The sequence below is a fragment of the Nocardia cyriacigeorgica GUH-2 genome, assembly GCF_000284035.1.
Taxonomy (GTDB): Bacteria; Actinomycetota; Actinomycetes; order Mycobacteriales; family Mycobacteriaceae; genus Nocardia; species Nocardia cyriacigeorgica_B.
In genome coordinates, this window is sequence record NC_016887.1 from 630,200 (window position 1) to 652,885 (window position 22,686).

Below are 22,686 nucleotides of genomic sequence, written 5' to 3' on the forward strand. Positions count from 1 at the left end.
AGCGGGACTCCTACTCGGGGCCTGCGTCCACCCGAAGGATCGGCAGCCAGCGGGATACTTCGTCGGCGCGGTTGCCGGAGGCGGTCAGCTTGCCGTCGTCGCGCACGGCGGCGAAATCCGCCAGACCGGTCGCGAGCAGCAGCCACGTGCGCGGATCGGTTTCGACCACATTGGGCGGGGTGCCGCGGGTGTGCCGGGGACCTTCGATGCATTGCACCGCCACGAACGGCGGCACCCGGACCTCCACCGAATGCCCCGGCGCCGATTCGGCCAGCGCGCGCGCCGTCATCCGTACGGCGGCACCGAGCTCGCCCCGCGCAGGGACAGCCGCCTCCTCATCGAGCAGCCACGGCCGCACCGCCGCGACCGCCGCACGCATTTCTTCCGGTTTCACCGCCGCACGTCGAACCACGGGCCGACCATACTGCGGCCCGCCGACGCGCCCGCGTACGGCTTCGACCGACCGTGGCCCAACCAGGCCTGCGCCCTGCCGGAAACCCCGCGTGCTCGCCGATGGGTTGTCGGTGCCTGTCGGTGGACCGGTCTGCGCCTCGGGCAGCGGCCTGCCTGTAGCCGGAGCTTTCAGTCCTTACCAGTACCGGCCGAGCCGCTCTTGCCCGACGATTCGGCATCGGCATCGGCATCGGCATCGGCATTGGTATCGCCATCGGCGTCAGGTGCTGCGGTGGGACCAGCCGATCCCGGCTTCGTCTCGGTCGTCCCTTCCTCGTCATCGCCCGCGGGCCCGGATCCCGACCTGCCGACACCGGAACCGACCGCCTGCGCTCCCGCAACAGCCACCCGGTTCTCCCGATGCAAACCCTTGTAGTCGTAGAACCGGGTGATCACCGCGCCGAACACGATGGCGATGGCCAGGCCGAGCAGAGCCATCCAGACGCCGCGGCTCAGGCCCGCGGAGAAGCTGCCGTCGAAGTAGAGGATCGAGCGCACGCCGAGGAAGACCTGATGCATCGGTTCCCAGGCGGCCAGCCAGTGGAAGTACTTGGGGGTGGCCTCGATGGGCACGGTGCCGCCGGAGGAGGGCAGGCCCAGGATGATGAACAGGATCAGGTTCACCAGGAGGCCGGCCGAGCCGATGGCGGCGAGGATGGACAGGCCGGTCATGCCGACGGCGGTCAAGGCCAGTGCGCCGTAGAGGAACAGCCCCAGCGGATGGTCGATCGGCATGCCGAGCAGCTTGGCCACACCCAGATAGATGGCCGAGACGAGGGTGGCCGCGACCACCATCACACCCCATTTGATGAGCAGCGTGTGGAAACGGGAGATCGGCGTCGGCGGGAAATGCACGTACCAGGGCCCGTATTCGGTCGGCACGAAGCCCAGTGCGGCGTCGATCATGGTGTGGATGACCATCGCGCCGACCACGCCCGCCAGCAGAATCAGCAGTGCGTAGAAGAAGGCCGTCAGGCCTTGGCCGGTGCCGTCGGGCAGCGGACGGTACTGCTGGTAGACGATCTGCACCGGGTCTTCCAGCGCCACCCGAGCCGCGCCGCTCGGCTCCGGGCTCGGCGGTGCGCCCGGTTCCGGCGCGAGCTGCGCGTTCACCTGATCGGTGAGCTGCTTGCCGACCTGCTGACGCACCTGAGTCAGAGCCTGATCGCCGACCCGCAACACGATCTGGGTGCCGAACGCGCCCATGCGCGGGTTGGTTTGCAAGGTGATGATCGGTCGTTCGATATCGCCGGGAACGATGCTGCCGACACCCAGAATGCCGAGTCGCTTACTGAAATCGCTCGGGATGACCATCGCGCCGTAAATCTGGCCCTGCTGCATCATCCGCTCGGCCTCGCTGATGCCGACCACCCGCAGATCGATCTTGTCTTCGGGCATGCCCTGCTGTAGCGCATCGGTGATCTGTTTGCCGTAGTTCACCTGCTGCTGCGCGTCGGGCGGGCCTGTGACGTCCCCGACATCCTGATTCACCAGCGCGATGGGGAAGTCGTGCAGGTTCCCCTCGGGGTCGGCGACGTAGTCGAGGTACATCACCCCGAGCAGTGCCGTGAGCAGGGCCAATACGCCGATCGGCAGCAAGATGCGCATTCCGAGGCGGCGATCGGTTCGATTCGCCGCTGCGCTGTCGGAAGTCGTCACGGATCGCACGGTAACAGCCGGATGGGCCCGATACCGGGGACTGCGCCGCACCGGTTAACTGCCCGTATGCCTGGATCCGCACCGGCGACGGGCACGCCGAGCCGCCCCATTTGGCGGCGGCGGTCATCGGCGGGCGGTTCGACCCGTAGAATGACGGTGCCCCCAGCCCGCCCGAACAGGGAGCACACGGTGACCAACGCCGACCTGCCGGTTGTCAGCAATCCCGCCCCCGCGGATCAGGACGAGAATCCACCACGCGAGGAGTGTGGTGTCTTCGGAGTCTGGGCGCCCGGCGAAGACGTGGCCAAACTCACGTATTACGGCCTGTATGCGTTGCAGCACCGTGGCCAGGAGGCGGCGGGCATCGCCGTCGCCGACGGTTCGCAGGTGCTGGTCTTCAAGGATCTCGGCCTGGTCAGCCAGGTGTTCGACGAGCAGACCCTGGCCGCGATGCCGGGCCACGTCGCCGTCGGGCACTGTCGCTACTCCACCACCGGCGCCACCACCTGGGAGAACGCCCAGCCGATCTTCCGCACCACCGCGGTCGGTTCCGGTTTGGCCCTGGGGCACAACGGCAATCTGGTGAACACGGCCGAATTGGCCGATCGGGCAAGGGAACTCGGCGTCCTCGGCGGAATGCCGCGCGGCGGGCGCCCGGGACCGGTGGCCGCAACCTCCGACTCGGATGTGATGACGGCGCTGCTGGCCCACGCCGCCGCCGATTCCAGCATCGAGCAGGCCGCGATGAAGCTGCTGCCCACCCTGAAGGGCGCCTTCTGCCTGACCTTCATGGACGAGCGCACCCTCTACGCCGCCCGCGACCCGCACGGGGTGCGCCCGCTGTGCCTGGGCCGGCTCGACCGCGGTTGGGTGGTCGCCAGCGAGACCTCCGCGCTCGACATCGTCGGTGCCTCGTTCGTGCGTGAGATCGAGCCGGGCGAGCTGCTGGCCATCGACGCCGACGGCGTGCGTTCGCTGCGTTTCGCCACGCCCGAGCCCAAGGGCTGCGTCTTCGAATACGTCTATCTCGCCCGCCCCGACAGCACCATCTCCGGCCGTTCGGTGCACGCCACCCGGGTCGATATCGGCCGCAGGCTGGCCAAGGAGCATCCGGTCGAGGCCGATCTGGTGATCCCGGTGCCCGAGTCCGGTACTCCCGCCGCGGTCGGTTACGCGCAGGGCTCCGGTGTGCCGTACGGGCAGGGCCTGATGAAGAACGCCTATGTGGGCCGTACCTTCATCCAGCCCAGCCAGACCATCCGTCAGCTCGGTATCCGCCTGAAGCTCAACCCGCTGCGCGAGGTGATCCGCGGTAAGCGGCTCATCGTGGTCGACGATTCGATCGTGCGCGGCAACACCCAGCGCGCGCTCATCCGGATGCTGCGCGAGGCGGGCGCCCTGGAGATCCACGTGCGCATCGCCTCGCCGCCGGTGAAGTGGCCCTGCTTCTACGGCATCGACTTCGCCTCGCGCGCCGAGCTCATCGCCAACGGCGCAGGCTCCGACGACAGCTACGCCGACATGGTGGAGAACGTGCGCCGCTCGATCGGCGCCGACAGCCTCGGCTACATCTCCACCGAGGGCATGATCGCGGCCACCGAGCAGCCGCGGTCGCGGTTGTGCTGCGCCTGCTTCGACGGCGATTACCCGATCCCGCTGCCGACCGAGGCGTCCATCGGCAAGAACGTGCTCGAGGGCATGCTCAGCGGCAAGTCCGAGACCGAACTGCTGGGCCGCAATGCCAACGCCAGTGCGTTGAGCAGGCCCTGAACTCGCCCCGCCGACGCGCGACGGTAGCGTGATCAGGCAATTATCCGCCGATTCGGTTTGGAGCAATCACCGACAATGAGTGAACAGACCCCCAGTGGTGCCGGAGCCTCGTATGCCGCGGCCGGTGTTGACATCGAGGCCGGCGACCGCGCAGTCGAGTTGTTCGCACCGCTGGCCCGCAAGGCAAGCCGCCCCGAGGTGCAGGGTGGCCTCGGCGGTTTCGCCGGTCTGTTCGCGCTGAAGGGTGGCTACAAGGAGCCGCTGCTGGCGGCCTCCACCGACGGCGTCGGCACCAAGATCGCGGTCGCGCAGGCGATGGACAAGCACGACACCGTCGGCCTGGATCTGGTGGCCATGGTGGTCGACGATCTGGTCGTCTGCGGCGCCGAGCCGCTGTTCCTGCAGGACTACATCGCGGTCGGCAAGGTCGTGCCCGAGCGGGTCGCCGAACTCGTCTCCGGTATCGCCGACGGCTGTGTGCGCGCCGGTTGCGCGTTGCTCGGCGGTGAGACCGCCGAACATCCCGGCCTGATGGATCCCGACGATTACGACCTGTCCGCGACCGGCGTCGGTGTGGTCGAGGCCGACGCGGTGCTCGGTCCCGAGCGGGTGCGTCCGGGCGATGTGGTGATCGCCATGGGTTCCTCGGGCCTGCACTCCAACGGCTACAGCCTGGCCCGCAAGGTGCTGCTCGATATCGACCGCATGTCGCTGACCGGGCATGTCGAGGAGTTCGGCCGCACCCTCGGTGAGGAGCTGCTCGAGCCGACCCGCATCTACGCCAAGGACTGCCTTGCGCTGATCGCCGAGACCGATGTGCGCACCTTCGCGCACGTCACCGGCGGCGGCCTGGCCGCGAACCTGGCCCGGGTGCTGCCCGCCGGCCTGGTCGCCGAGCTGGACCGCGGCACCTGGAATCCGGCGCCGGTGTTCAAGATGATCGCCCAGCGTGGCCGGGTGGAGCGTCCGGAGATGGAGAAGACGTTCAACATGGGCGTCGGCATGGTGGCCGTGGTCGCGCCGGAAGACGTCGATCGCGCCCTCGCGGTGCTCACCGCCCGGCATATCGAATGCTGGACGCTGGGCACGGTCACCAAGGCCAAGGATGCCGGTGCGCCGCGTGCGGTGATGGTGGGCGAACACCCGCGGTTCTGAGTTGTCGATAGCTTCGTCAGCCGGTCGGCCCACGGGTCGGTCGGCTGATTCTTTCTTGGGTGTGCCGGCTGAGGTTAATCGGCCCGGAGATATTCGCCCGCAGGGATGTGCTGAGCGAGGGGCCTAGCGCTGGGCGTCGGGGTGGCGTTCCGGAGGGTCGCCGAGGAGCGAGTTCGCCTATCTCGGACGATGTCCGGACGGCGGGGCATCGGGACCGCCCGAGCTGCGCTGCGGGCGCCGATGCTGTCGGAGTACCTCGAGAGCCGGTGCGAGTGATCGAACCGAGCTCTCGATCAGGTCTCGACCAGGAGCAGTCGAGACCCGATGTCGGGCGAACCTCGACGGCCGGCTACGCCGACCGGATGACAACAACTGAAGGGGGAGGCGCCTCGGCCTCCCCCTTCATGCGTCGCATCCGGTCAGCGTCGCCAATCGTCGTAGTCGTCGTCCTCGCTGTTCCAGCGGGACAACGAATCATCCGCGTCGTGCTCATCGGACAGCACACCACTCCGCTGAGAGTGGGGGCGGCTACCCGACAGCTCGCGCTGAAGGCTCGCGAAGTCGGTCGACGGCGAGCTGTACTTCAGCTCGCGCGCAACCTTGGTCTGCTTTGCCTTAGCCCGGCCACGGCCCATGGCTGACCCCCTCGCGTCACAGCGGGGCGGCCTGGGGATTGGTGGCGGCCCCGTTCGAATTAATACTCTTCCTGACAGACACTCTAGCGCGTGTGCGGCGGTCGCGCTTCCAGGAGTGGGGGAACAGGTGCCGAACCGAAGCCGTTTGCCCGATGCTCGCCCGGCTACAGCACGCCGGGGATCGCACGGATGACGCCGACGCGGGCACCGCCGCCGAGGACCGGCGGTGCCGCCAATTCGGCGAGGGCATCCGACCACGCGACGCCGATGCGTTGCAGAATCGCCAGCGTCAGCGGCATCCGGGCCCGGTCCGCGCCGTCGTCGATCTTGTAGGCGAAGGCCGTTCCGTCCGGTAGCGCACCCGCGTGCACGCCGTCGGCGCCGATCTTGCACACCAGGCCGGGGGTGGCGTTCATGGTCAGCAGGTCGGGTGCGTTGGTGCCGGAAATCACTCGCGGGTGGGTGCGGATGGCGTCGGCGACCCGGCGTTCGGGGGTGCCCGGTTCGGCGGTGGCCAGCGTGGCGAAGGCGCGGGCCAGGTTGATCAGTGAGACCGGAATGATCGGCAGGCCGCAGCCGTCGATGCCGAGGTCGGTCTCGGGTTCGCCGGTCAGCTCGACGACGGTGGCGAGCACGGCCCGTTGCAGCGGGTGCGCGCTGTCGAGATATCCGGTGGTGGGCCAGCCGTTGATGGCGCAGGTGGCCAGCATCGCCGCATGTTTGCCCGAGCAGTTCATGAACAGCCGGCTCGGCGGACGCTCGTGGCACAGCACCGAGGCCCGGGCGCGTTCGTCCAGCGGCAGGTCCGGCGGGCACTCCAGGGCCGACTCGTCGAACCCGAATCGGTCCAGCAGCCGCTTGACCAGCTCCACATGGTCGGGCTCGCCGAAGTGGGAGGCGGTGGCGATGGCCAGCTCGGCGTCGTCGATCGGATCGAACCCGTTGCGCAGCAGGGTCACCGCCTGCATCGGCTTGTTGGTCGAGCGCGGGAAGATCGGCACGTGGATCTCGCCGAGCTCGCAGCGGGGCTCGCCGTCGGCGCCGAGGACGACCACCGATCCGCGATGCACGCACTCCCGGAATCCGGACCGTACGACCTCGACCAGTTCGACGCTCACGCTCGCGCTCCTGCCTTCAGTGGATCGCCGTCGTCGCGGCGCTGGGCCGCGCGTTCGGCATTGGCGCGGCGGCGGTTGTGGCGGTCGATCTGCATCCGGACGTCGTCGGAGACGGTCGGCTCGACGGCCAGCAGCCGCTCGAGCCGCTCCGGGTCGGCGCCGGTGAACACATCGCGCACGGTGATGCCGTGCTCGGGCACGTGCACCACGTGGACGGTGTCGCCCGCGCCGATCGTGCCTTCGGTGAGCACCCGGAAATAGGTGCCGGTATCGGAGCGCAGGGTGAAGCGTTTGACCCACTGGCGCTCGCCGCTCCAGTGCTGGAAGGTCGCGCACGGCACGCGGGGCTCGCTCACCTCGAGCAGGGTGTGGTCAGGGCCGACGGGTCCGGGGCCGATGGCCAGGCGCGCACCGATGACGGCGTCGCTGACCGGCAGGCCGCGAATGCGCAGATTCTCGCCGAACCAGCCCGCGGGCAGGTCCCGATCGAGTTCGGTGGCCCACCGGTGCGCGTCTTCGTCGGCGTAGGCGTAGACGGCCTTGTGCGGGCCGCCATGGTGGTCGGTATCGCAGACGTGGTCGCCGTCGAGGCCGAGCGCGCGCACCGCGACCCGATCCGGCCGCGGCCGCTTGTCGATCGCTGAGCGGCCCACCCGGCCCGGCACCTCGATTTCGGCGTGCAGCACACACACCGCGAGCACCTCTCCGGTGTCACCGACGCGCATAGACGAGCTCCTCTCCCCAGGGGCGGATGGCGGCGGGCCCGGGCTCAGCGGCCACGGAGCCGATCGACCGCGACGCGGCCCGCCTGCGGGGTGTCGTCGACGACCACCGAATCCGGGTCGATGGCGGCGGCGGCCGGGCCCGCTTCCAGCTTCGCGTCGACCGGGACGGCCCGCTTGACCAGCGCCAGCGCGATCGGACCGTATTCGTAGTGGTCGATGACGGTGCCGATGCGGCCGACCGAGCGTCCGCCCGCGGTCACCGCGTCGCCGGGTGCCGGGCGGTCGTCGGCCGAACCGTCCAGGTGCAGCAGCACCAGCTGACGGGGCGGCTTGCCGAGGTTGTGCACCCGCGCGACGGTCTCCTGGCCGCGATAGCAGCCCTTGTCCAGGTGCACCGCGCCGTGCTCGGTGACGCCGCCGATCCAGCGGGCCTCGTGCGGGATGGTGCGATCGTCGGTGTCGACGCCGATCCGGGGGCGCAGGGCCGTCACCCGCAGGGCTTCGAAGGCCCACATGCCTGCCGGTACCGCACCGGCCTCGGTGAGGGTGGTCCACCAGGTAGTGAGCCGTTCGCGGGGGATCACCAGGTCGAAGGAGTCGGCGGTCGGCCAGGGCATCCGGCGCAGGAAACCGCCGTCGGGCAGCGGCACCGCTTCGTAGACATCGGGAAGAGTGTCGATGCCGAGCGCGCCGGTCAGGGTCTGGACCTGCGGGCCGAGCAGGCTCAGTACCGCGTGATCGGTGGCCTCGCGCGGTTTCGCGTCGGCCCAGAAGACCATCTTGGTGAGGAAGTCGAGCAGCGCCGGGCCGCGTTCGGCCTCGGTGTCGATCCAGACGGTGCCGTCGAGGTCGGTGAGCACGAAATGGTGCTGCACGCGGCCGTTGAGGTCGAGGTCGAGGTTCTCGGCGGAGTGGCGGTCGGGCAGGTTCGCGACATGCTGGCTGGTGATGGTGTGCAGCCAGCTCAGGCGTTCGGCGCCGGTGATGGCGAGTACGAAGCGATGCGAGCGGTCCACGATCGCGACCTGCTGCACGGCGGCGCGTTGTTCACCGAAGGGATCACCGTAATGCCACGCGACGGCGGCGTCGGGGGTTCCCGGCGCTCCCGCGACGGCTCCCGGAACAGCTAGGACAGGGCTGGGTGCGGCGACCACGGACACGCAACCCACTCTAGGCGAAAGCTCTGACACGGTTCCGCCGCGCACGGCCGGCGGCCCTCTTGGCGGCGATGAGCCCGTAGCCCGTCGCGGCGGGCCGGTGTGGCCTACGCTTCATCGCATGGTGGATCGAGTTCTTGTAACACTCGACGGCGAGGTCCGAGATGCGGACGCGCCGTTGTTGTTTGCCGACGATATCGGCGCATTGCGTGGTGATGGCGTTTTCGAAACGATTTTGGTCCGTGAGGGCAATCCGTGCGCCCTCGAATTCCATCTCGCGCGGCTGCGCCGCTCGGCCCAGGCGCTCGATCTACCGGAACCCGAACTCGGCCGCTGGCGCGAGGCGATCGAGACCGCGGCCAAGGAATGGGGCGCCGAGCAGGAGGGGCTGATGCGGCTGGTGCTGACCCGCGGCCGCGATGCCGACCTCAACAGCGTCAAGGCCTCGGTGACCTCCGGCGAGCTGTCGGAGACGGTGCCGGTGCCGACGTCGTATGTGCTGGTTGTCGGCGTGCCGGCTCGTGTCGCCAAGGCCAGGACCGAGGGCGTCTCGGTGGTGACGCTGGCGCGCGGTATCTCGATCGATCTGGCGCAGGCCGCGCCGTGGCAGCTGCTCGGCGCGAAAACGCTGTCCTACGCGACGAATATGGCCGCGCTGCGGTTCGCCGCCCGGATGGGTGCCGACGATGTGATCTTCACCAGTACCGAGAATCGGGTGCTCGAGGGTCCGCGCTCCACCGTGGTGATCGTGCGGGACAAGCAATTGATCACCCCGCCCGCGAAGAACGGTGTGCTGCCGGGGGTCACCCAGCGCGCGTTCTACGCCGAGGCGGAGAAGGCAGGCTACGACTGCCGCTACGAATCGCTCTACACCGCTGACCTGCTCACTTGCGACAGCATCTGGATGCTGTCGAGCATCACCCTGGCCGCCCGGGTGAACTCGCTGGACGGGCTGCGGATGTCGGCGCCGGACAATGCCGCCGAGATCGTCGAGCTGGTCGAGCGCGGTATCGAGCGGGTGGGGTCGATCGCCGACTGGTGAATCCCGGGCCCGACCGGCCCGCGAACGGTCGGCGTGTCGTGTCGCGCGACACGTTGACCGGGCTGACCTGCCGCGTAGTCTTTACTACGACACGTCGTAGATCGCCAGGAGGTCGGTGTGAGTGCCTTGGACGTCTCGCGGTGGCAGTTCGGCATCACGACCGTCTACCACTTTCTGTTCGTGCCGCTCACCATCGGCCTCGCCCCGCTCATCGCGGGTATGCAGACCGCATGGGTGATCACCGGCAAGGAACACTGGTACCGGCTCACCAAGTTCTTCGGGAAGCTGTTCCTGATCAACTTCGCCCTCGGCGTTGCCACCGGCATCGTGCAGGAATTCCAGTTCGGCATGAACTGGAGCGAGTACTCCCGCTTCGTCGGCGACGTCTTCGGCGCACCGCTGGCGCTGGAGGGCCTGGTCGCCTTCTTCATGGAGTCCACCTTCATCGGACTCTGGATCTTCGGCTGGTCCCGGCTACCGAAACTGCTGCACCTGGCGACCATTTGGATGGTGGCCATCGGCGTCAACGCCTCGGCGTACTTCATCATCGCCGCCAACTCGTTCATGCAGCACCCGGTCGGCGCCCGGTACAACCCGGAGACCGGGCGCGCGGAGCTGACCAGCATCGTCGAGCTGCTCACCAATAACACCGCGCTCGCGGCGTTCCCGCACGTCGTCGCGGGATCGTTCCTCACCGCCGCCACCTTCGTCGCCGGCATCTCGGGCTGGTGGATGGTGCGCAACGCGCGCAGCGGCGACGAGAAGAAGCTCGCCGACGCCCGCACCATGTGGCGGCCGGCGGCGCGGGTGTCGCTGCTGGTGATCGTGTTGTCCGGGGTGGCGCTGATCTACACCGGTGACGTCCAGGGCAAGCTGATGTTCGAACAGCAGCCGATGAAGATGGCGTCGGCGGAATCGTTGTGCCACACCGCGACCAACCCCGACTTCTCGGTGCTGACCGTCGGCACGCACAACAACTGCGACAGCGTCACCCACGTCATCGAGGTGCCGTATGTGCTGCCGTGGCTGGCCGAGGGCAAGTTCACCGGCGTCACCCTCGACGGCGTAGTCGACCTCCAGCAGGCCTACAACGAGAAGTACGGCGTCGGCGACTACCGGCCCAACCTGTTCGTCACCTACTGGTCCTTCCGCGCCATGATCGGCCTGGCCGGCGGCTCGGCCCTGCTCGTCTTCGCCGGGCTGTGGGTGACCCGGCGCGGGCGGGTGCCCGATCAGCGCTGGTTCTCCTGGCTGAGCCTGCTCGCCATTCCCACCCCGTTCCTGGCCAACAGCGCGGGCTGGGTGTTCACCGAGATGGGGCGCCAGCCCTGGGTGGTGGTGCCCAACCCGACCGGCGATCCGAACCTGCGGCTGCTGGTGCAGGACGGTGTGTCGAACCATTCCGCGACCACGGTCTGGATCTCGCTGATCACCTTCACGATCCTGTACGGCCTGTTGGCGATGGTGTGGTTCTACCTGATGCGCCGCTACGTCATCGAGGGGCCGGAGAAACCCGCCGAACCCAAGGGCGGCCCGGACGATACCGGGGCGCCGGGTGCGAAACCACGCACCGAAGAGCCTGCCGTCGAACAGCTTTCGTTCGCCTACTAGGAGCCGACGATGGATCTGCAAGAGTTCTGGTTCGTTCTGATCGGCGTGCTGTTCACGGGGTACTTCGTGCTGGAGGGTTTCGACTTCGGCGTCGGCATGCTGATGCCGGTGCTGGGACGGGCCTCCGATACCCGGCGGCGCGTGGTGCTCAACACCATCGGCCCGGTCTGGGACGGCAACGAAGTGTGGCTGATCACCGCCGGTGGCGCCATGTTCGCGGCCTTCCCGGAGTGGTACGCCAGCCTGTTCTCCGGGTTCTATTTCCCGCTGCTGTTGCTGCTGGTCGCGCTGATCCTGCGGATCTGCGCCATCGAATACCGCGGCAAGATCGATGATCCGGTCTGGCGGGCCCGCTGCGACCTCGGCATCGGCATCGGATCCTGGGTGCCCGCGCTGGCCTGGGGCTGGGTCTTCGCCAATATCGTGCGCGGCGTCCCGCTCGACGCCGACCACCAGATGACCGGCTCGTTCCTGGACCTGCTCAGCCCGTACGCGCTGCTCGGCGCGCTCACCACCGGCCTGCTGTTCGCACTGCACGGCGCGGTGTTCCTGAGCCTGAAGACGGGCGGCGAGGTGCGCGAGGCCGCCATGCGCACCGGGCGGCTGCTGCTGGCGCCCACCGCGCTGGTGGTCGGCGGCTTCGGGCTGTGGACCCAGCTCGCCTACGGCGCGGACTGGACCTGGATCCCGCTCGGGCTCGCGGTGCTCGGCCTGGTCGGCGCGGCGGCGGCGCACTTCGCGCAACGCGACGGCTGGGCGTTCACCGGGACCGCGCTGGTGGTGGCGGCCGCGACGGTGCTGCTGTTCGGCTCGCTGTTCCCGGACGTGCTGCCCTCGACCATCGACCCCGCGTTCAGCCTGAACGTCGACAACGCCTCGTCCACGCCGTACACCCTGAAGGTGATGAGCTGGGCGGCGCTGATCGTGACGCCGGTGGTGCTGCTCTACCAGGGCTGGACCTACTGGGTGTTCCGCAAGCGGATTACCGTGGAGCAGATCCCGCCCGGTATCGGTCTGTCGCGCCAACCCGTCGAGGAGTAGGTCATGGCCCGCCGCCCGCCCGTCGACCCGCGTCTGTGGCGGTACGCGCGTTCGGCCCGGCGCTATCTGGCGCTCAGTGTCGGGCTCTCGGTCCTGACCACCGTCGCCATCGTGGTGGCGGCGGTGATGATCGGGCGGGTGCTGGCCGGGGTGATCACCGATCCTGCGGTCCGCACGATCGGCGCGTGGACTGTCGAGTTGATCGTGCTCGCGGTGGCCGTTGGCGGGCGGGTGCTGGCGACCTGGGTGCAGGCCAGAATCGCGCACCGGGCCGGCGCCTCGGTGGTCGCCGAACTCGAACAGTCGGTGCTCGAAGCGGGGGCGCAGCTGCCGCCGCGGGAATTGGAGTCGCGCCGAACCGAATTGGCGGTCGTGGTCGGCACCGGCCTGTCCGGGCTGCGCGGCTACCTCGTCGGCTATCTGCCGGCCCTGCTGCTGGCGGTGCTGGTGCCGCCGGTGGTGTGGATCGTCATCGCGCTGCACGATCTGACCTCCGCCATCATCGTGGTGATCACGCTGCCGCTCATCCCGATCTTCATGATCCTCATCGGGCTGCTCACCGAGGGACGGGCGCGCGCGACGCTGGACGCGACTACGCGGCTGTCGGATCAGTTGCTCGACCTGTTTGCCGGCATGCCGACTTTGCGGGCGCTGGGGCGCGAGAGTGCGGCGGGTGAACCACGCACCATGGCGGGGCGGGTGCAGGAACTCGGTGACGCACTCCGCCGGCGCACCATGTCCGCGCTGCGCATCGCCTTCCTGTCCTCGATGGTGCTGGAGATGCTGGCCACGCTGTCGGTCGCGCTGATCGCCGTCTCCATCGGCCTGCGCCTGGTGTTCGGTGAGATGAGCCTGTACGCGGGCGTCGTCGCGCTGGTGCTGGCGCCCGAGGTGTATCTGCCGCTGCGGACCGTGGGGGAGCGGTTCCACGCGGCGCAGGACGGGATGGCTGCGGCGGATAAGGCGTTCGCGGTGCTCGATCCGGGCGGTTCGGATGGGGAGGCGGACGACTCGGCAGCCGAGGGCGATCGCCGGATCGACTCCTCGACCCACCGTTCGGCGGACGACGGCGGATCCACCGATCTCATCGATCGAGCGACTGAGCCCCCTGGCAGCGCGCGCTCGTCCGAGACTTCGCTGCACGAGGCGAGTGGCCCGGGCAACCGCCCGGTGCAGGCCGGTCCGGCCGTCGACAGCAGCGATCCGGGCCGTGGACGTGCCGGGAGCGAGCGTTCGACCGAGACTTCGATCCATGTCTCGAACGGGCCCGGCGGGCGCGCGTCCGACGCGCCACGCCAGGACGTTGCGAGGCACGGCGCCGCGCAGAATGGCGCCGCGGTGCATTCCGGTGGATCTGATGCGAAGCCGTCCGCCGGCCTCATCGAACTGCGTGATCTCGCTGTCCGCGCCCGCGATGGTCTCGCGCCGGATGGTCTGTCGGCGGTGCTGAAACCGGGTGCGGTGACGGTGCTGACCGGGCCGAACGGATGTGGGAAATCGACTGTGCTGCAAGCTGTGCTCGGGCTGATCACCCCGGATCGCGGTGCGGTGCGGGTCGACGGAACCGACGTGCGCGACCTCGATTCGGCGCGGTGGTGGTCGCGGGTGGCGTGGTTGCCGCAGCGTCCGGTGCTGGTGCCGGGCACCCTGCGGGAGAACCTCGAACTGCTCGGCGCCCGCATCACCGAACCGCCGCGCAAGCAGTCGGCTCGCGTGCTGGACGAACTCGAGGCCGCCTGCACGGCAACCGGTTTCGACGCAGTGCTGGACGAGCTTCCCGACCGCTGGGACACCCGGGTCGGCGCCGGCGGTGCGGGCCTGTCTCTCGGCCAGCGTCAACGCATGGCGCTCACTCGCGTTTTGGCCGCCGACCGTCCCATCCTGCTCCTCGACGAGCCCACCGCCCACCTCGACGCCGAGAGCGAGGCCACCGTCCTGACCGCCCTCACCGCCCGCGCCCGCACCGGCGCCACCGTCGTCATCGTCGCCCACCGCCCGCCCCTGCTCGCGGTGGCGGACAACGTGATCGAGGTGCCCGCCTCCACGACCGTGGCGGCAGGGGAGGAGCGCAGCCATGGGTGAATTCGTGACCGACCTGCGCGGGATGTGGGCGATGCTGAGGCTGTCGCCGTGGCGGGTGGCGGTGGCCATCGCGTGGGGTGTGCTGGCGCTGGGCAGCGGGCTGGCGTTGGCCGCGTTGGCGGCGTGGTTGATCGCGCGGGCCTGGCAGATGCCGCCGGTGCTGGATCTGACCGTCGCGGTGGTGGCGGTGCGGGCGCTCGGTATCTCGCGCGGGCTGTGCCGGTATCTGGAGCGGCTGGCCACCCATGATGTGGCGTTGCGCGCGATGACGACGGCGCGGACGTCCACCTACCGCACCCTGGCACGGTCGAATCTCTGGATCCCGCGCCGGAATTCGAGCCCGGGGGCATCGGGTCGATCGACCACCCACCTGCGCCGCGGTGACCTGCTGGTGCGGGTCGGCAGCGATATCGACGATCTCGGTGCCGTGGTGGTCCGCTCGTTCGTGCCGATCGCCGTTGCCGCGATCCTGTCGATCGCCGCCGTGGTGCTGCTCGGGCTCATCTCGGTCGCCGCCGCCGCGATTCTGGCTGTGGCGCTGATCGTTTCGGGTGTCCTCGCGCCCTGGCTCTCGGCGCGCGCGGCCGCCGCGGCCGAACGGGCGGTGCGCGCCGACCGTGCGGAGTTCACCGCGCAGGCGCTGACCGTGCTGGATCACGCCCCGGAGCTGCGCGTCGCCGGCCGCTTGGACGACGCCCTCGCCGCCGCCGCGACCGCGAGTAAGCGGGCCGTCGCCGCCGAGGACGCCGCCGCCTCCCGCAGCGCCTGGTCGGCCGCCGCCACCCCGCTGTCCATCGGCGCCAGTGTGCTCGGCGCCCTGCTCATCGGCATCACCCTCTACGGCCCCGACGGCGGCGCGCCGGGCGCCATGACCCCGATGGCCCTGACCATCCTGGTCCTGCTGCCCCTGTCCGCCTTCGAGGCCGTCGGCCCCCTCCCCGCCGCCGCCCAAACCCTCACCACCGCCCGCGCCGCCCTGCACCGGCTGAATGCGGTGCGCGCATCCGATGACAGCCAAGTAGCGTCGGACCGGATGGAGCCCGGCACACTCCCCAGCCCGGTGACCGAATTCCCCGCCCGCCCGGACGCCCAGCGAATCGCCATTATCGGCCCCAGCGGCGCAGGCAAAACCACCCTGCTGATGGCCTGGGCGGGCCTGTTCGGCACCCCGGTCCCCGGCGTGACGTTCTTCGCCGAGGACGCCCACCTCTTCGGCACCAGCGTGTTGGAGAACCTGCGGGTCGCACGCGGCGATCTCACGGCCGAGGAGGGCGAGCAAGCGCTGCGGGCGGTGGGCGCGGGCCCCTGGCTCGACTCCCTGCCCGGCGGCATCCACACCGATCTGGTCGGCGGGGCGGCAGCGGTCTCGGGTGGTCAGCGCCGCCGGATCCTGCTCGCGCGGGCGCTCATCTCCCCGGCCCGGGTACTGCTGCTCGACGAACCGACCGAGCACCTGGAGGCCGAAGCGGGTGCGGACCTGCTGCGTGCCCTGCTCGACGCCCACAGCGGCCTGGTCGAACCCGGCCGCGCTGTGGTGGTCGTCACGCACCAGCTCCCGCCGGACCACCGCGCCGATCTGGTCTTGCACGTCGACGCATCAGGCCAGGTCAGCGCCGTTTCCGCCGCAGCGGACGGCATCGTGTCCGCCCCGCGCGAAATTCCGTTGCCGACCTCGTGACCCCTGGCTAGATTCGTCAGTACACAAGGAAGGAGGTGGTCTGAAGAATGTTTGACTCTTGGACACGTGAGGTGGCTGCCCGCTAAGGCACCACCGCTGTACGGATTCCGTTCGGCATGGCGCTGATAGCGAATCCCAGGCAGTCACCCGGCCCCCGAGTCCCCGATCTTGTCCGATCGGGACCGATGTGCCCCGGCACACCGGTACGGCTCGGGGGTCGTTCCATATCCGGGCAAAACAAAAGCGCGGCACCCCGAACAGGGATGCCGCGCTCGAAAAGCTCAGCTCAGCCGATATACCGCTGCAACCGCGCGGACAGCCGGGGCTCCAGCGGCCCGTCCGCCACCACACGCTCCTCGACGTAGGCCAGATCCCCGCCCTCGACGATCCCGTACAGCCGCTTGGCCCCGCCCACGACCACACCGGACTGGCTGCGGATCACCACATCGGTGGCCAGCTCCCAGGACGACTGGGTCAGCGCCTGACCGTAGAACAGCTCGACGATGCCGGAGCTGTGCGTCAACAGCAGTTCGATGACCTCGTCATCGGCGTCGGTGCCGACCCGCCAGTACCCGCTCTCGCGCAGATCGGGCCCGCCGTAGCTGCCGTCGGCTTCGATGATCCAGGAGCGGGAGTCCCAGGCCAGGAAGTCACCGCCGTCATGGGAGACGACGATCTGCTGGCCGAACTTGTAGTCGCCGCGCTCGGGATCGTTGCCCTCGCCCTCACCGCGCCACACGCCGACCAGCGGCAGCAGCGCGAGCATGGCCGAACTCAGATCCGGCCCGAGCCGCAGATTGGCGGTGTCCTCGGGCAGCGGCAGGTCCGGCAGCACCGGGATATTGCGGGCGCCGGTCGATTTCGCCCGCTCGGCGGCGTCGGCCACCGCCTGATCACCGCTACGGCGCTCCGGACGCGGGGCCGGAGCGTTGCCGTTCATGTGTTCACTCGCGTGCTCGGCCGGATCGGAACCTTCGCTCGCGAGATCGCTCATGACTCGGTGAACAGCCGGTAGAAGACGTACAGGCCGAACCACCCGATGAGGATGGACACGGCCACCAGCAGAATCTCGAAGAAGAGGACCACACCTGGAGTCTAGCTATTGCCATGCGGCCGGACGCAAACGCCCCCAGTGGCACAGCCCCGACGCACAGCGGCCCCGCAACCTCCGATGACGGAGACTGCGGGGCCGCTGAACGGCTGCGAGATTACTTCGCGACCGCGACGTCCACGCTGTGGATGCCCGCGCCCTCGGGGCGGACCTCGGCCGAACCGTTGCCTGCCGAGCTCAGCGCGCGCACGGTCCACGAACCGGGCGCGGCGAAGAACCGGAAGTCACCGGTGCCCGATGCCACGACCTCGGCGGTGAAATCACCGTTGCCGTCGAGCAGGCGCACGAACGCGCCGCCCACCGGCTGACCGTCGGCACTCAGCACGCGGCCGGTGATGACCGTTTCCTTCTCCACATCCACGCCCGCGGGAATGGCCTGACCCTGGGTAGGTGCTGCACACATATTGATTACGCTCCCAACTCGATCGGTGCGCCGACGAGCGAACCGTATTCGGTCCAGCTGCCGTCGTAGTTCTTGACGTTCTGGTGGCCCAGCAGCTCCTGCAGCACGAACCAGGTGTGCGAGGAACGCTCACCGATGCGGCAGTAGGCGATGGTGTCCTTGGAGCCGTCCAGGCCGGCCTCGGCGTAGATCTTGGCCAGCTCTTCGTCGGACTTGAAGGTGCCGTCCTCGTTAGCGGCCTTGCTCCACGGCACGTTGATGGCGCCGGGGATGTGGCCGGGACGCTGGCTCTGCTCCTGCGGCAGGTGCGCGGGAGCCAGGATCTTGCCGGAGAACTCGTCCGGGGACCGGACGTCGACCAGGTTCTTGGCGCCGATGGCCGCGATGACCTCGTCGCGGAAGGCGCGGATCGACAGGTCCGGCGCGGACGCCTTGTACTGGGTGGCCGGGCGGCTCACCGGCTCGGTGGACAGCGGACGGCCGTCGAGCTCCCACTTCTTACGGCCACCGTCGAGCAGCTTGACGTTGTTGTGGCCGTACAGCTTGAAGTACCAGTACGCGTAGGCGGCGAACCAGTTGTTGTTGCCGCCGTAGAGGATGACCTCGTCGTCGTTGGAGATGCCGCGCGCCGAGAGCAGATCGGAGAACTGCTCCTGGTTCACGAAATCACGACGAACCTGATCCTGCAGGTCCTTCTTCCAGTCGAGCCGGACGGCGCCCTCGATGTGACCGCCGTCGTAGGCGGAGGTGTCCTCGTCGACCTCGACGAAGACCACGCCGGGGGCGTTGAGGTTCTCTTCGGCCCAGTCAACGGAGACCAGGACATCGGAGCGGGCCATGTTGTTCCTTTCGGTGGTGACTTGCAGGGTCAGTTCGGTGCCGGGGTCCGGCGGAAACGGGCTACCACGGGGTAGATCTTGCAGCCCAGGCAGATCCCGAACGCCGCGTTCAGAAACGCGGCGAACAGTGCGAAGCCGGCGAAGAGCGCGCCGACGACGGGGGCGCCGAGCACGAAGCCCAGCAGGCTCACGGCCGCGAAGGCCAGGCCGAGTAGTTGGGCGAACTTCAGCGGAGCTTCGGGTTCGGTTTCGGTGACCGGGCCCGAGCGCGGGGCGATGAGGTTCGCGTAGATGCGGCCGTACGGGTGTCGTCTTGGCCCGTTGACGGCGCCGAGGGCGAATACCACCGCCTGGGCCGCGATCAGCACGGCGGCGACGGCGGGGGAGAGGGCGGCGGCGATCAGCACCAGAATCAGGACGCCGGTGGTGACCCATGCGACGAACCGCGGTCCGCGGACGTCGACGTAACCATCGGGAATCGTCCTGGTTCCGGAAGCTTTGAGGGAATTGGTGGACATCGTGCGTACTCCTGCGCTCGAGGTGCTGTTCGGCGGGAAATTTGCCAATTCGCCGGGGGATCAAGGGATCTCTCGCGCGGCGAACGCTGGTCGGCGTCAGGAAATCTGAGCGGGCCGACCGATCAGCGGCACAGGCAGCAACAACCACCGAGCCGACACAGATCAACTGTGCGGCGTCGGGTGAGCATCAGCTCGCGGTGGGTTTGCACGGAAGGCAGTTTACCCAATTCTCGAGGGGAATTGGACCCCGGGTTGATCGAGAGGCTCGCTCCGCAGGTCCACGGCGGGTTTTCAGACCGTCAGCGGAGACAGCGCGCTGCGCAGATCGCCGGCTTGCGGCACACCGGAGATGCGGAAGCGTTCGCGGCCCTCGGCGTCGAAGACGAACGTGGTGGGCAGCGACATCACATTCAGCGCCTTGGCGAGCGTGGGGTCGGCGTCGATATCGATCTCGATATCGCGCGGCGGCTGCGGCGAATCGGCCAAATCCTCGGTGACACCGGCGACTACGCGACGCACCGCCGTGCACGGGCCGCACCATTCGGCGGAGAAATGCAGTACAGCCGGGCCGGATCCGGTGACGCCGGCGGCGGCCAGCAGTTCGGCTCGCTCGTCGGTGTCCTTGTCGAGCGTGGCCGGGCGGACGGTGCCCTCACGGCCGCGCAGGTAGAGCCCGACGGCGATACCGGCCAGCAGCATCACCACCAGAATTGTGATTTCGATCATTGTCGCCGCAATCTGTCGAGATCGATCGTCACGTTCTCACCCTGGCCCTCGACGACGATCTGGCCGCCGAGCGCGAAGACCTCGGTGGGCCGGATGCCGAACGGAAGTTCCTTCGTATCGATGGTACGGGTGAATCGGGCCAGCACGGCAGGAGCGTCTTCCTCCGGGACGACGACGCTGGAGGTGTCGTCCGGGCTGCGGTAGAAGCCGGTGGCGATGACCCGGATCTGATCGCCGTCCAGCAGCAGATCGGCCTGCACGCTGACCCGCTCGCCGGCGATGGTCGCGCCGAACTGCCCGGTCGGCGCCTTGGGCAGGGTGCCGGTCAGCACCAGGGCGCCCGCGGTGGTCATACCGGAGCCGCCGGAGCCGCCGGTGCCATCGGATTTGTCCGCCGGACGGGAGTGAACTTGCAGGTCGGGGATGCCGAACAGGCGGCCGAGCTCGACCGGCTCGACCCGCATGCGCACATCGACGCGGTCCACCGGGACGCTGCGGACCCGGCCGTCGACCAGGTCGCCCAGCGGCAGCCGCATCCCGGTCAGCGTCGCCTCGACGGCGATCTCACCCGGGATGTCGGGTCGCATGCTGCGTGCGGTGATCTGGATGTTGTCGTAGCGGCCGTTGAACGCCTGACGCAGGAAGGGGAAACCGTGGAAGGTCACCTCCGGGTCGGCGCTCAGATCGGCGCCCTCGCGCAGGGAGCGGGACACGCGGTACTCCGAATACGCGGCGGCGCCGAAATCGATGACCACCGCCAGTCCCGCGAGACACAGCAGCCCGATAATCAGCTTGCGCATGGAATGAACAGTAACTGGACCGCTCACCCGGATGACAAGCTCGTCGGCGCATACGCGCTAATCTTGCATCCGATCACCTGTGACCAGCGACGTGGCACGCGGCGACGATGCCGGGCTTTCGCGTAGCTACGAAATGGGAGGAGTGCTTGTGGAGCTGCTCCTGCTCACGTCCGACCCCAACCCGGAATCGGTGCTGCCCTCGCTCGCGCTGCTGGCGCACACCGTCCGGCCCGCCCCGACCGAAGTGGCCTCGCTACTCGAGGCCGGCACCGCCGATGTCGCTCTGGTGGACGCACGCACCGATCTCGCGGCCGCCCGCGGGCTGTGCCGCTTGCTCGGCAGCACCGGTTCCTCGGTGCCGGTGGTCGCGGTGCTGACCGAGGGCGGCCTGGTCGCCGTCAATGCCGACTGGGGGCTGGACGACATCCTGCTGCCCGGCACCGGACCGGCCGAACTCGATGCCAGGCTGCGGCTGCTCGTCGGCCGCAACGGCGGCGTCACCAGCCCGGAGAGCACCGGCAAGATCACCCTCGGTGAGCTGGTGATAGACGAGGGCACCTACACCGCCCGGCTGCGCGGTCGCCCGCTCGATCTCACCTATAAGGAATTCGAGCTGCTGAAGTATCTGGCCCAGCACGCGGGCCGGGTGTTCACCCGTGCCCAGCTGTTGCAGGAGGTGTGGGGCTATGACTTCTTCGGCGGCACCCGCACCGTCGACGTGCATGTGCGGCGGTTGCGCGCCAAGCTCGGCAGCGAGTACGAGTCGTTGATCGGCACCGTCCGCAATGTCGGCTACAAGGCGGTGCGGCCCGCGCGTTCCACCGCCAAGGGCGAGGCGCCGGCCTTCGCCGAGGACGAGGCCGATGGTTCGGACGGAACTCCGCTGACGCCGATCAACGGTACCGCTCAATAACGGCACGTTAGATAACGAACCGCTCGCCAACGGTGGGAAATGTCCGTTTTGCCGCTACATTGGCGGTAGCGCGACCCCGGAATCTCCGACGACACAGTGGATGGGTGGTATGCGAGTGAGCGACATGACGATGCGCTGGAGCGACCGGCTCGACGCCGGCTCGGCCGAGCAGGTGCGTGCGCTGCTGGAACGGGCGGCCGAGGCCGACGGCGTGGCCGCCGTCTCCGAACAGGCCGTGCTGTCGCTGCGTGAGCCCGGTGCGGCTCGCCACCTACTCGGGCTGCGCGACGAGACGGTGATCGGCTACGCGAACCTGGTGCCCGCGCGGGGTGAGCACCCGGCGATGGCCGAGGCCGCCGTCGATCCCGCCGCGCGCGGCATCGGCTACGGCACCGAATTGGTGGCCGCCGCGCTCGAGGCCGGCGGGGCGGGAGCGCGGGTGTGGGCGCACGGCAACCTGCCCGCGGCCCAGGCGGTGTCGGCGCGGCTCGGCCTGACGATCGCGCGCGAGCTGTGGCAGATGCGCCGCGATCCGGCAACCGGGGAGCTACCGGAACTGGCGGTGCCGCAGGGCATTCTGCTGCGCACCTACGCCGGTCCCGACGACGACGCCGAACTGCTGCGGGTCAACAACGCCGCCTTCGCCTGGCATCCGGAGCAGGGCGGCTGGACCGAACGTGAGATCGCGGTGCGCCGGGACGAGCCGTGGTTCGACCCGGCGGGGCTGTTCCTCGCGGTGGACGCGGGCGATCCCGCGCGGCTGCTGGGATTTCACTGGACCAAGGTGCACACCGAGCTCGATCCGCCGCTGGGTGAGGTATACGTGGTCGGGATCGATCCGGCCGCGCAGGGCCGGGGTCTCGGTCGTCTGCTGACCCTCGCCGGGCTGCACTACCTGCGTGACCGCGGGCTGGGTGCGGTGCTGCTCTACACCGAGGCCGACAACGCGTCGGCGGTGCACACCTACACCCGGCTCGGCTTCACCGTCGCCCATGTCGACGCCGCCTACACGGCCGGCTCGAGCGGCGATCGGTAATCCGGACGAACCGGACACGAGCACCTCACCCAACTGAACGGTAATCGGACGATTCGGGGAGTTCGAGTAAATGTGGGGCAAATGTCACACCGGTCAGCGCGGTTATCGCCGGGCTGTTCACTTTCCGTTCACCCAGCCTGGTCCAACTGTCAACCGGGCGAATCTACGTTACTTGTGGGCAGCACGCGCTGCCTGGTGCGCAAGTTCCCCGCGA

General features: G+C 69.0%; 21 protein-coding genes. 9 read left to right on the top strand and 12 right to left on the bottom strand.

The annotated features are described in order from the left end of the window. Positions 1 to 10: 10 nt before the first annotated feature. Positions 11 to 412, bottom strand: a complete 402-nt coding sequence (locus tag NOCYR_RS02980) for a sterol carrier family protein (protein ID WP_148280514.1) — start codon at positions 410 to 412, stop codon at positions 11 to 13. A 170-nt stretch (positions 413 to 582) separates the two neighbouring features. Beyond that, the gene (locus NOCYR_RS02985) at positions 583 to 2,112 is read right to left on the bottom strand and encodes a YhgE/Pip domain-containing protein (RefSeq protein WP_231856020.1); all 1,530 of its coding nucleotides are present in this window, start codon (positions 2,110 to 2,112) and stop codon (positions 583 to 585) included. Between the two features lie 189 nt (positions 2,113 to 2,301). Between NOCYR_RS02985 and purF the strand changes: the two genes are divergently transcribed. Beyond that, positions 2,302 to 3,882 (top strand): amidophosphoribosyltransferase, encoded by a 1,581-nt coding sequence (gene purF / locus NOCYR_RS02990; protein WP_014348881.1) that lies wholly within the window; start codon positions 2,302 to 2,304, stop codon positions 3,880 to 3,882. A gap of 75 nt (positions 3,883 to 3,957) precedes the next feature. Next, positions 3,958 to 5,037: a phosphoribosylformylglycinamidine cyclo-ligase gene (purM, locus tag NOCYR_RS02995; protein WP_014348882.1), complete on the top strand. Its 1,080-nt coding sequence runs from the start codon at positions 3,958 to 3,960 to the stop codon at positions 5,035 to 5,037. 419 nt (positions 5,038 to 5,456) lie between these two features. On the opposite strand, the gene NOCYR_RS03000 is transcribed toward purM, so the two are convergent. The 4 genes from NOCYR_RS03000 to NOCYR_RS03015 form a co-directional block, all read right to left on the bottom strand. Next, positions 5,457 to 5,672: a DUF3073 domain-containing protein gene (locus tag NOCYR_RS03000; RefSeq protein ID WP_048832696.1), complete on the bottom strand. Its 216-nt coding sequence runs from the start codon at positions 5,670 to 5,672 to the stop codon at positions 5,457 to 5,459. A 164-nt stretch (positions 5,673 to 5,836) separates the two neighbouring features. Further along, entirely contained in the window at positions 5,837 to 6,790 is a 954-nt protein-coding gene (locus NOCYR_RS03005) for an asparaginase (RefSeq protein ID WP_014348883.1), read from the bottom strand. Further along, entirely contained in the window at positions 6,787 to 7,515 is a 729-nt protein-coding gene (locus tag NOCYR_RS03010) for an MOSC domain-containing protein (RefSeq protein ID WP_014348884.1), read from the bottom strand. The genes NOCYR_RS03005 and NOCYR_RS03010 overlap by 4 nt, the downstream gene beginning before the upstream one ends. 44 nt (positions 7,516 to 7,559) lie before the next feature. After that, entirely contained in the window at positions 7,560 to 8,675 is a 1,116-nt protein-coding gene (locus NOCYR_RS03015; RefSeq protein ID WP_014348885.1) for a YgfZ/GcvT domain-containing protein, read from the bottom strand. A gap of 118 nt (positions 8,676 to 8,793) precedes the next feature. Between NOCYR_RS03015 and NOCYR_RS03020 the strand changes: the two genes are divergently transcribed. The 5 genes from NOCYR_RS03020 to cydC all read left to right on the top strand — a co-directional run bounded on the left by NOCYR_RS03020 (position 8,794) and on the right by cydC (position 16,126). After that, the gene (locus NOCYR_RS03020) at positions 8,794 to 9,714 is read left to right on the top strand and encodes an aminodeoxychorismate lyase (RefSeq protein ID WP_048832699.1); all 921 of its coding nucleotides are present in this window, start codon (positions 8,794 to 8,796) and stop codon (positions 9,712 to 9,714) included. A gap of 117 nt (positions 9,715 to 9,831) precedes the next feature. After that, on the top strand, positions 9,832 to 11,325 hold the full coding sequence (locus tag NOCYR_RS03025) for a cytochrome ubiquinol oxidase subunit I (protein ID WP_014348887.1): 1,494 nt from the start codon (positions 9,832 to 9,834) through the stop codon (positions 11,323 to 11,325). 9 nt (positions 11,326 to 11,334) lie between these two features. After that, complete coding sequence (gene cydB / locus NOCYR_RS03030) at positions 11,335 to 12,366, top strand: cytochrome d ubiquinol oxidase subunit II (RefSeq protein ID WP_014348888.1); 1,032 nt, start codon at positions 11,335 to 11,337, stop codon at positions 12,364 to 12,366. A 3-nt stretch (positions 12,367 to 12,369) separates the two neighbouring features. After that, positions 12,370 to 14,448, top strand: a complete 2,079-nt coding sequence (locus NOCYR_RS30240) for an ABC transporter ATP-binding protein/permease (RefSeq protein WP_014348889.1) — start codon at positions 12,370 to 12,372, stop codon at positions 14,446 to 14,448. Continuing rightward, positions 14,441 to 16,126 (top strand): thiol reductant ABC exporter subunit CydC, encoded by a 1,686-nt coding sequence (gene cydC, locus NOCYR_RS03040; RefSeq protein ID WP_014348890.1) that lies wholly within the window; start codon positions 14,441 to 14,443, stop codon positions 16,124 to 16,126. Before NOCYR_RS30240 ends, cydC begins: the two co-directional genes overlap by 8 nt. Before the next feature lie 286 nt (positions 16,127 to 16,412). On the opposite strand, the gene NOCYR_RS03045 is transcribed toward cydC, so the two are convergent. The 6 genes from NOCYR_RS03045 to NOCYR_RS03075 all read right to left on the bottom strand — a co-directional run bounded on the left by NOCYR_RS03045 (position 16,413) and on the right by NOCYR_RS03075 (position 20,523). After that, the gene (locus NOCYR_RS03045; protein ID WP_014348891.1) at positions 16,413 to 17,120 is read right to left on the bottom strand and encodes an FABP family protein; all 708 of its coding nucleotides are present in this window, start codon (positions 17,118 to 17,120) and stop codon (positions 16,413 to 16,415) included. Positions 17,121 to 17,334: 214 nt separating this feature from the next. Further along, a complete protein-coding gene (locus tag NOCYR_RS03055) occupies positions 17,335 to 17,640 on the bottom strand; it encodes a DUF1416 domain-containing protein (RefSeq protein WP_048832701.1) in 306 nt (101 codons plus the stop codon). A gap of 5 nt (positions 17,641 to 17,645) precedes the next feature. Then, a complete protein-coding gene (locus NOCYR_RS03060) occupies positions 17,646 to 18,479 on the bottom strand; it encodes a sulfurtransferase (protein ID WP_014348894.1) in 834 nt (277 codons plus the stop codon). A gap of 29 nt (positions 18,480 to 18,508) precedes the next feature. Continuing rightward, a complete protein-coding gene (locus NOCYR_RS03065; RefSeq protein ID WP_014348895.1) occupies positions 18,509 to 18,997 on the bottom strand; it encodes a DUF4395 domain-containing protein in 489 nt (162 codons plus the stop codon). A 291-nt stretch (positions 18,998 to 19,288) separates the two neighbouring features. After that, on the bottom strand, positions 19,289 to 19,723 hold the full coding sequence (locus NOCYR_RS03070; RefSeq protein WP_014348896.1) for a thioredoxin family protein: 435 nt from the start codon (positions 19,721 to 19,723) through the stop codon (positions 19,289 to 19,291). Continuing rightward, the gene (locus NOCYR_RS03075) at positions 19,720 to 20,523 is read right to left on the bottom strand and encodes an LmeA family phospholipid-binding protein (protein WP_014348897.1); all 804 of its coding nucleotides are present in this window, start codon (positions 20,521 to 20,523) and stop codon (positions 19,720 to 19,722) included. Before NOCYR_RS03075 ends, NOCYR_RS03070 begins: the two co-directional genes overlap by 4 nt. 148 nt (positions 20,524 to 20,671) lie before the next feature. On the opposite strand from NOCYR_RS03075, the gene NOCYR_RS03080 reads away from it, so the two are divergent. Together NOCYR_RS03080 and mshD are read left to right on the top strand one after the other, a co-directional pair. Continuing rightward, positions 20,672 to 21,436 (top strand): winged helix-turn-helix transcriptional regulator, encoded by a 765-nt coding sequence (locus NOCYR_RS03080; protein WP_014348898.1) that lies wholly within the window; start codon positions 20,672 to 20,674, stop codon positions 21,434 to 21,436. Positions 21,437 to 21,551: 115 nt separating this feature from the next. Continuing rightward, positions 21,552 to 22,472 carry a mycothiol synthase gene (gene mshD / locus NOCYR_RS03085; protein ID WP_014348899.1) on the top strand — a complete coding sequence of 307 codons (921 nt, stop codon included), beginning with the start codon at positions 21,552 to 21,554 and terminating at the stop codon, positions 22,470 to 22,472. Positions 22,473 to 22,686: the final 214 nt, after the last annotated feature.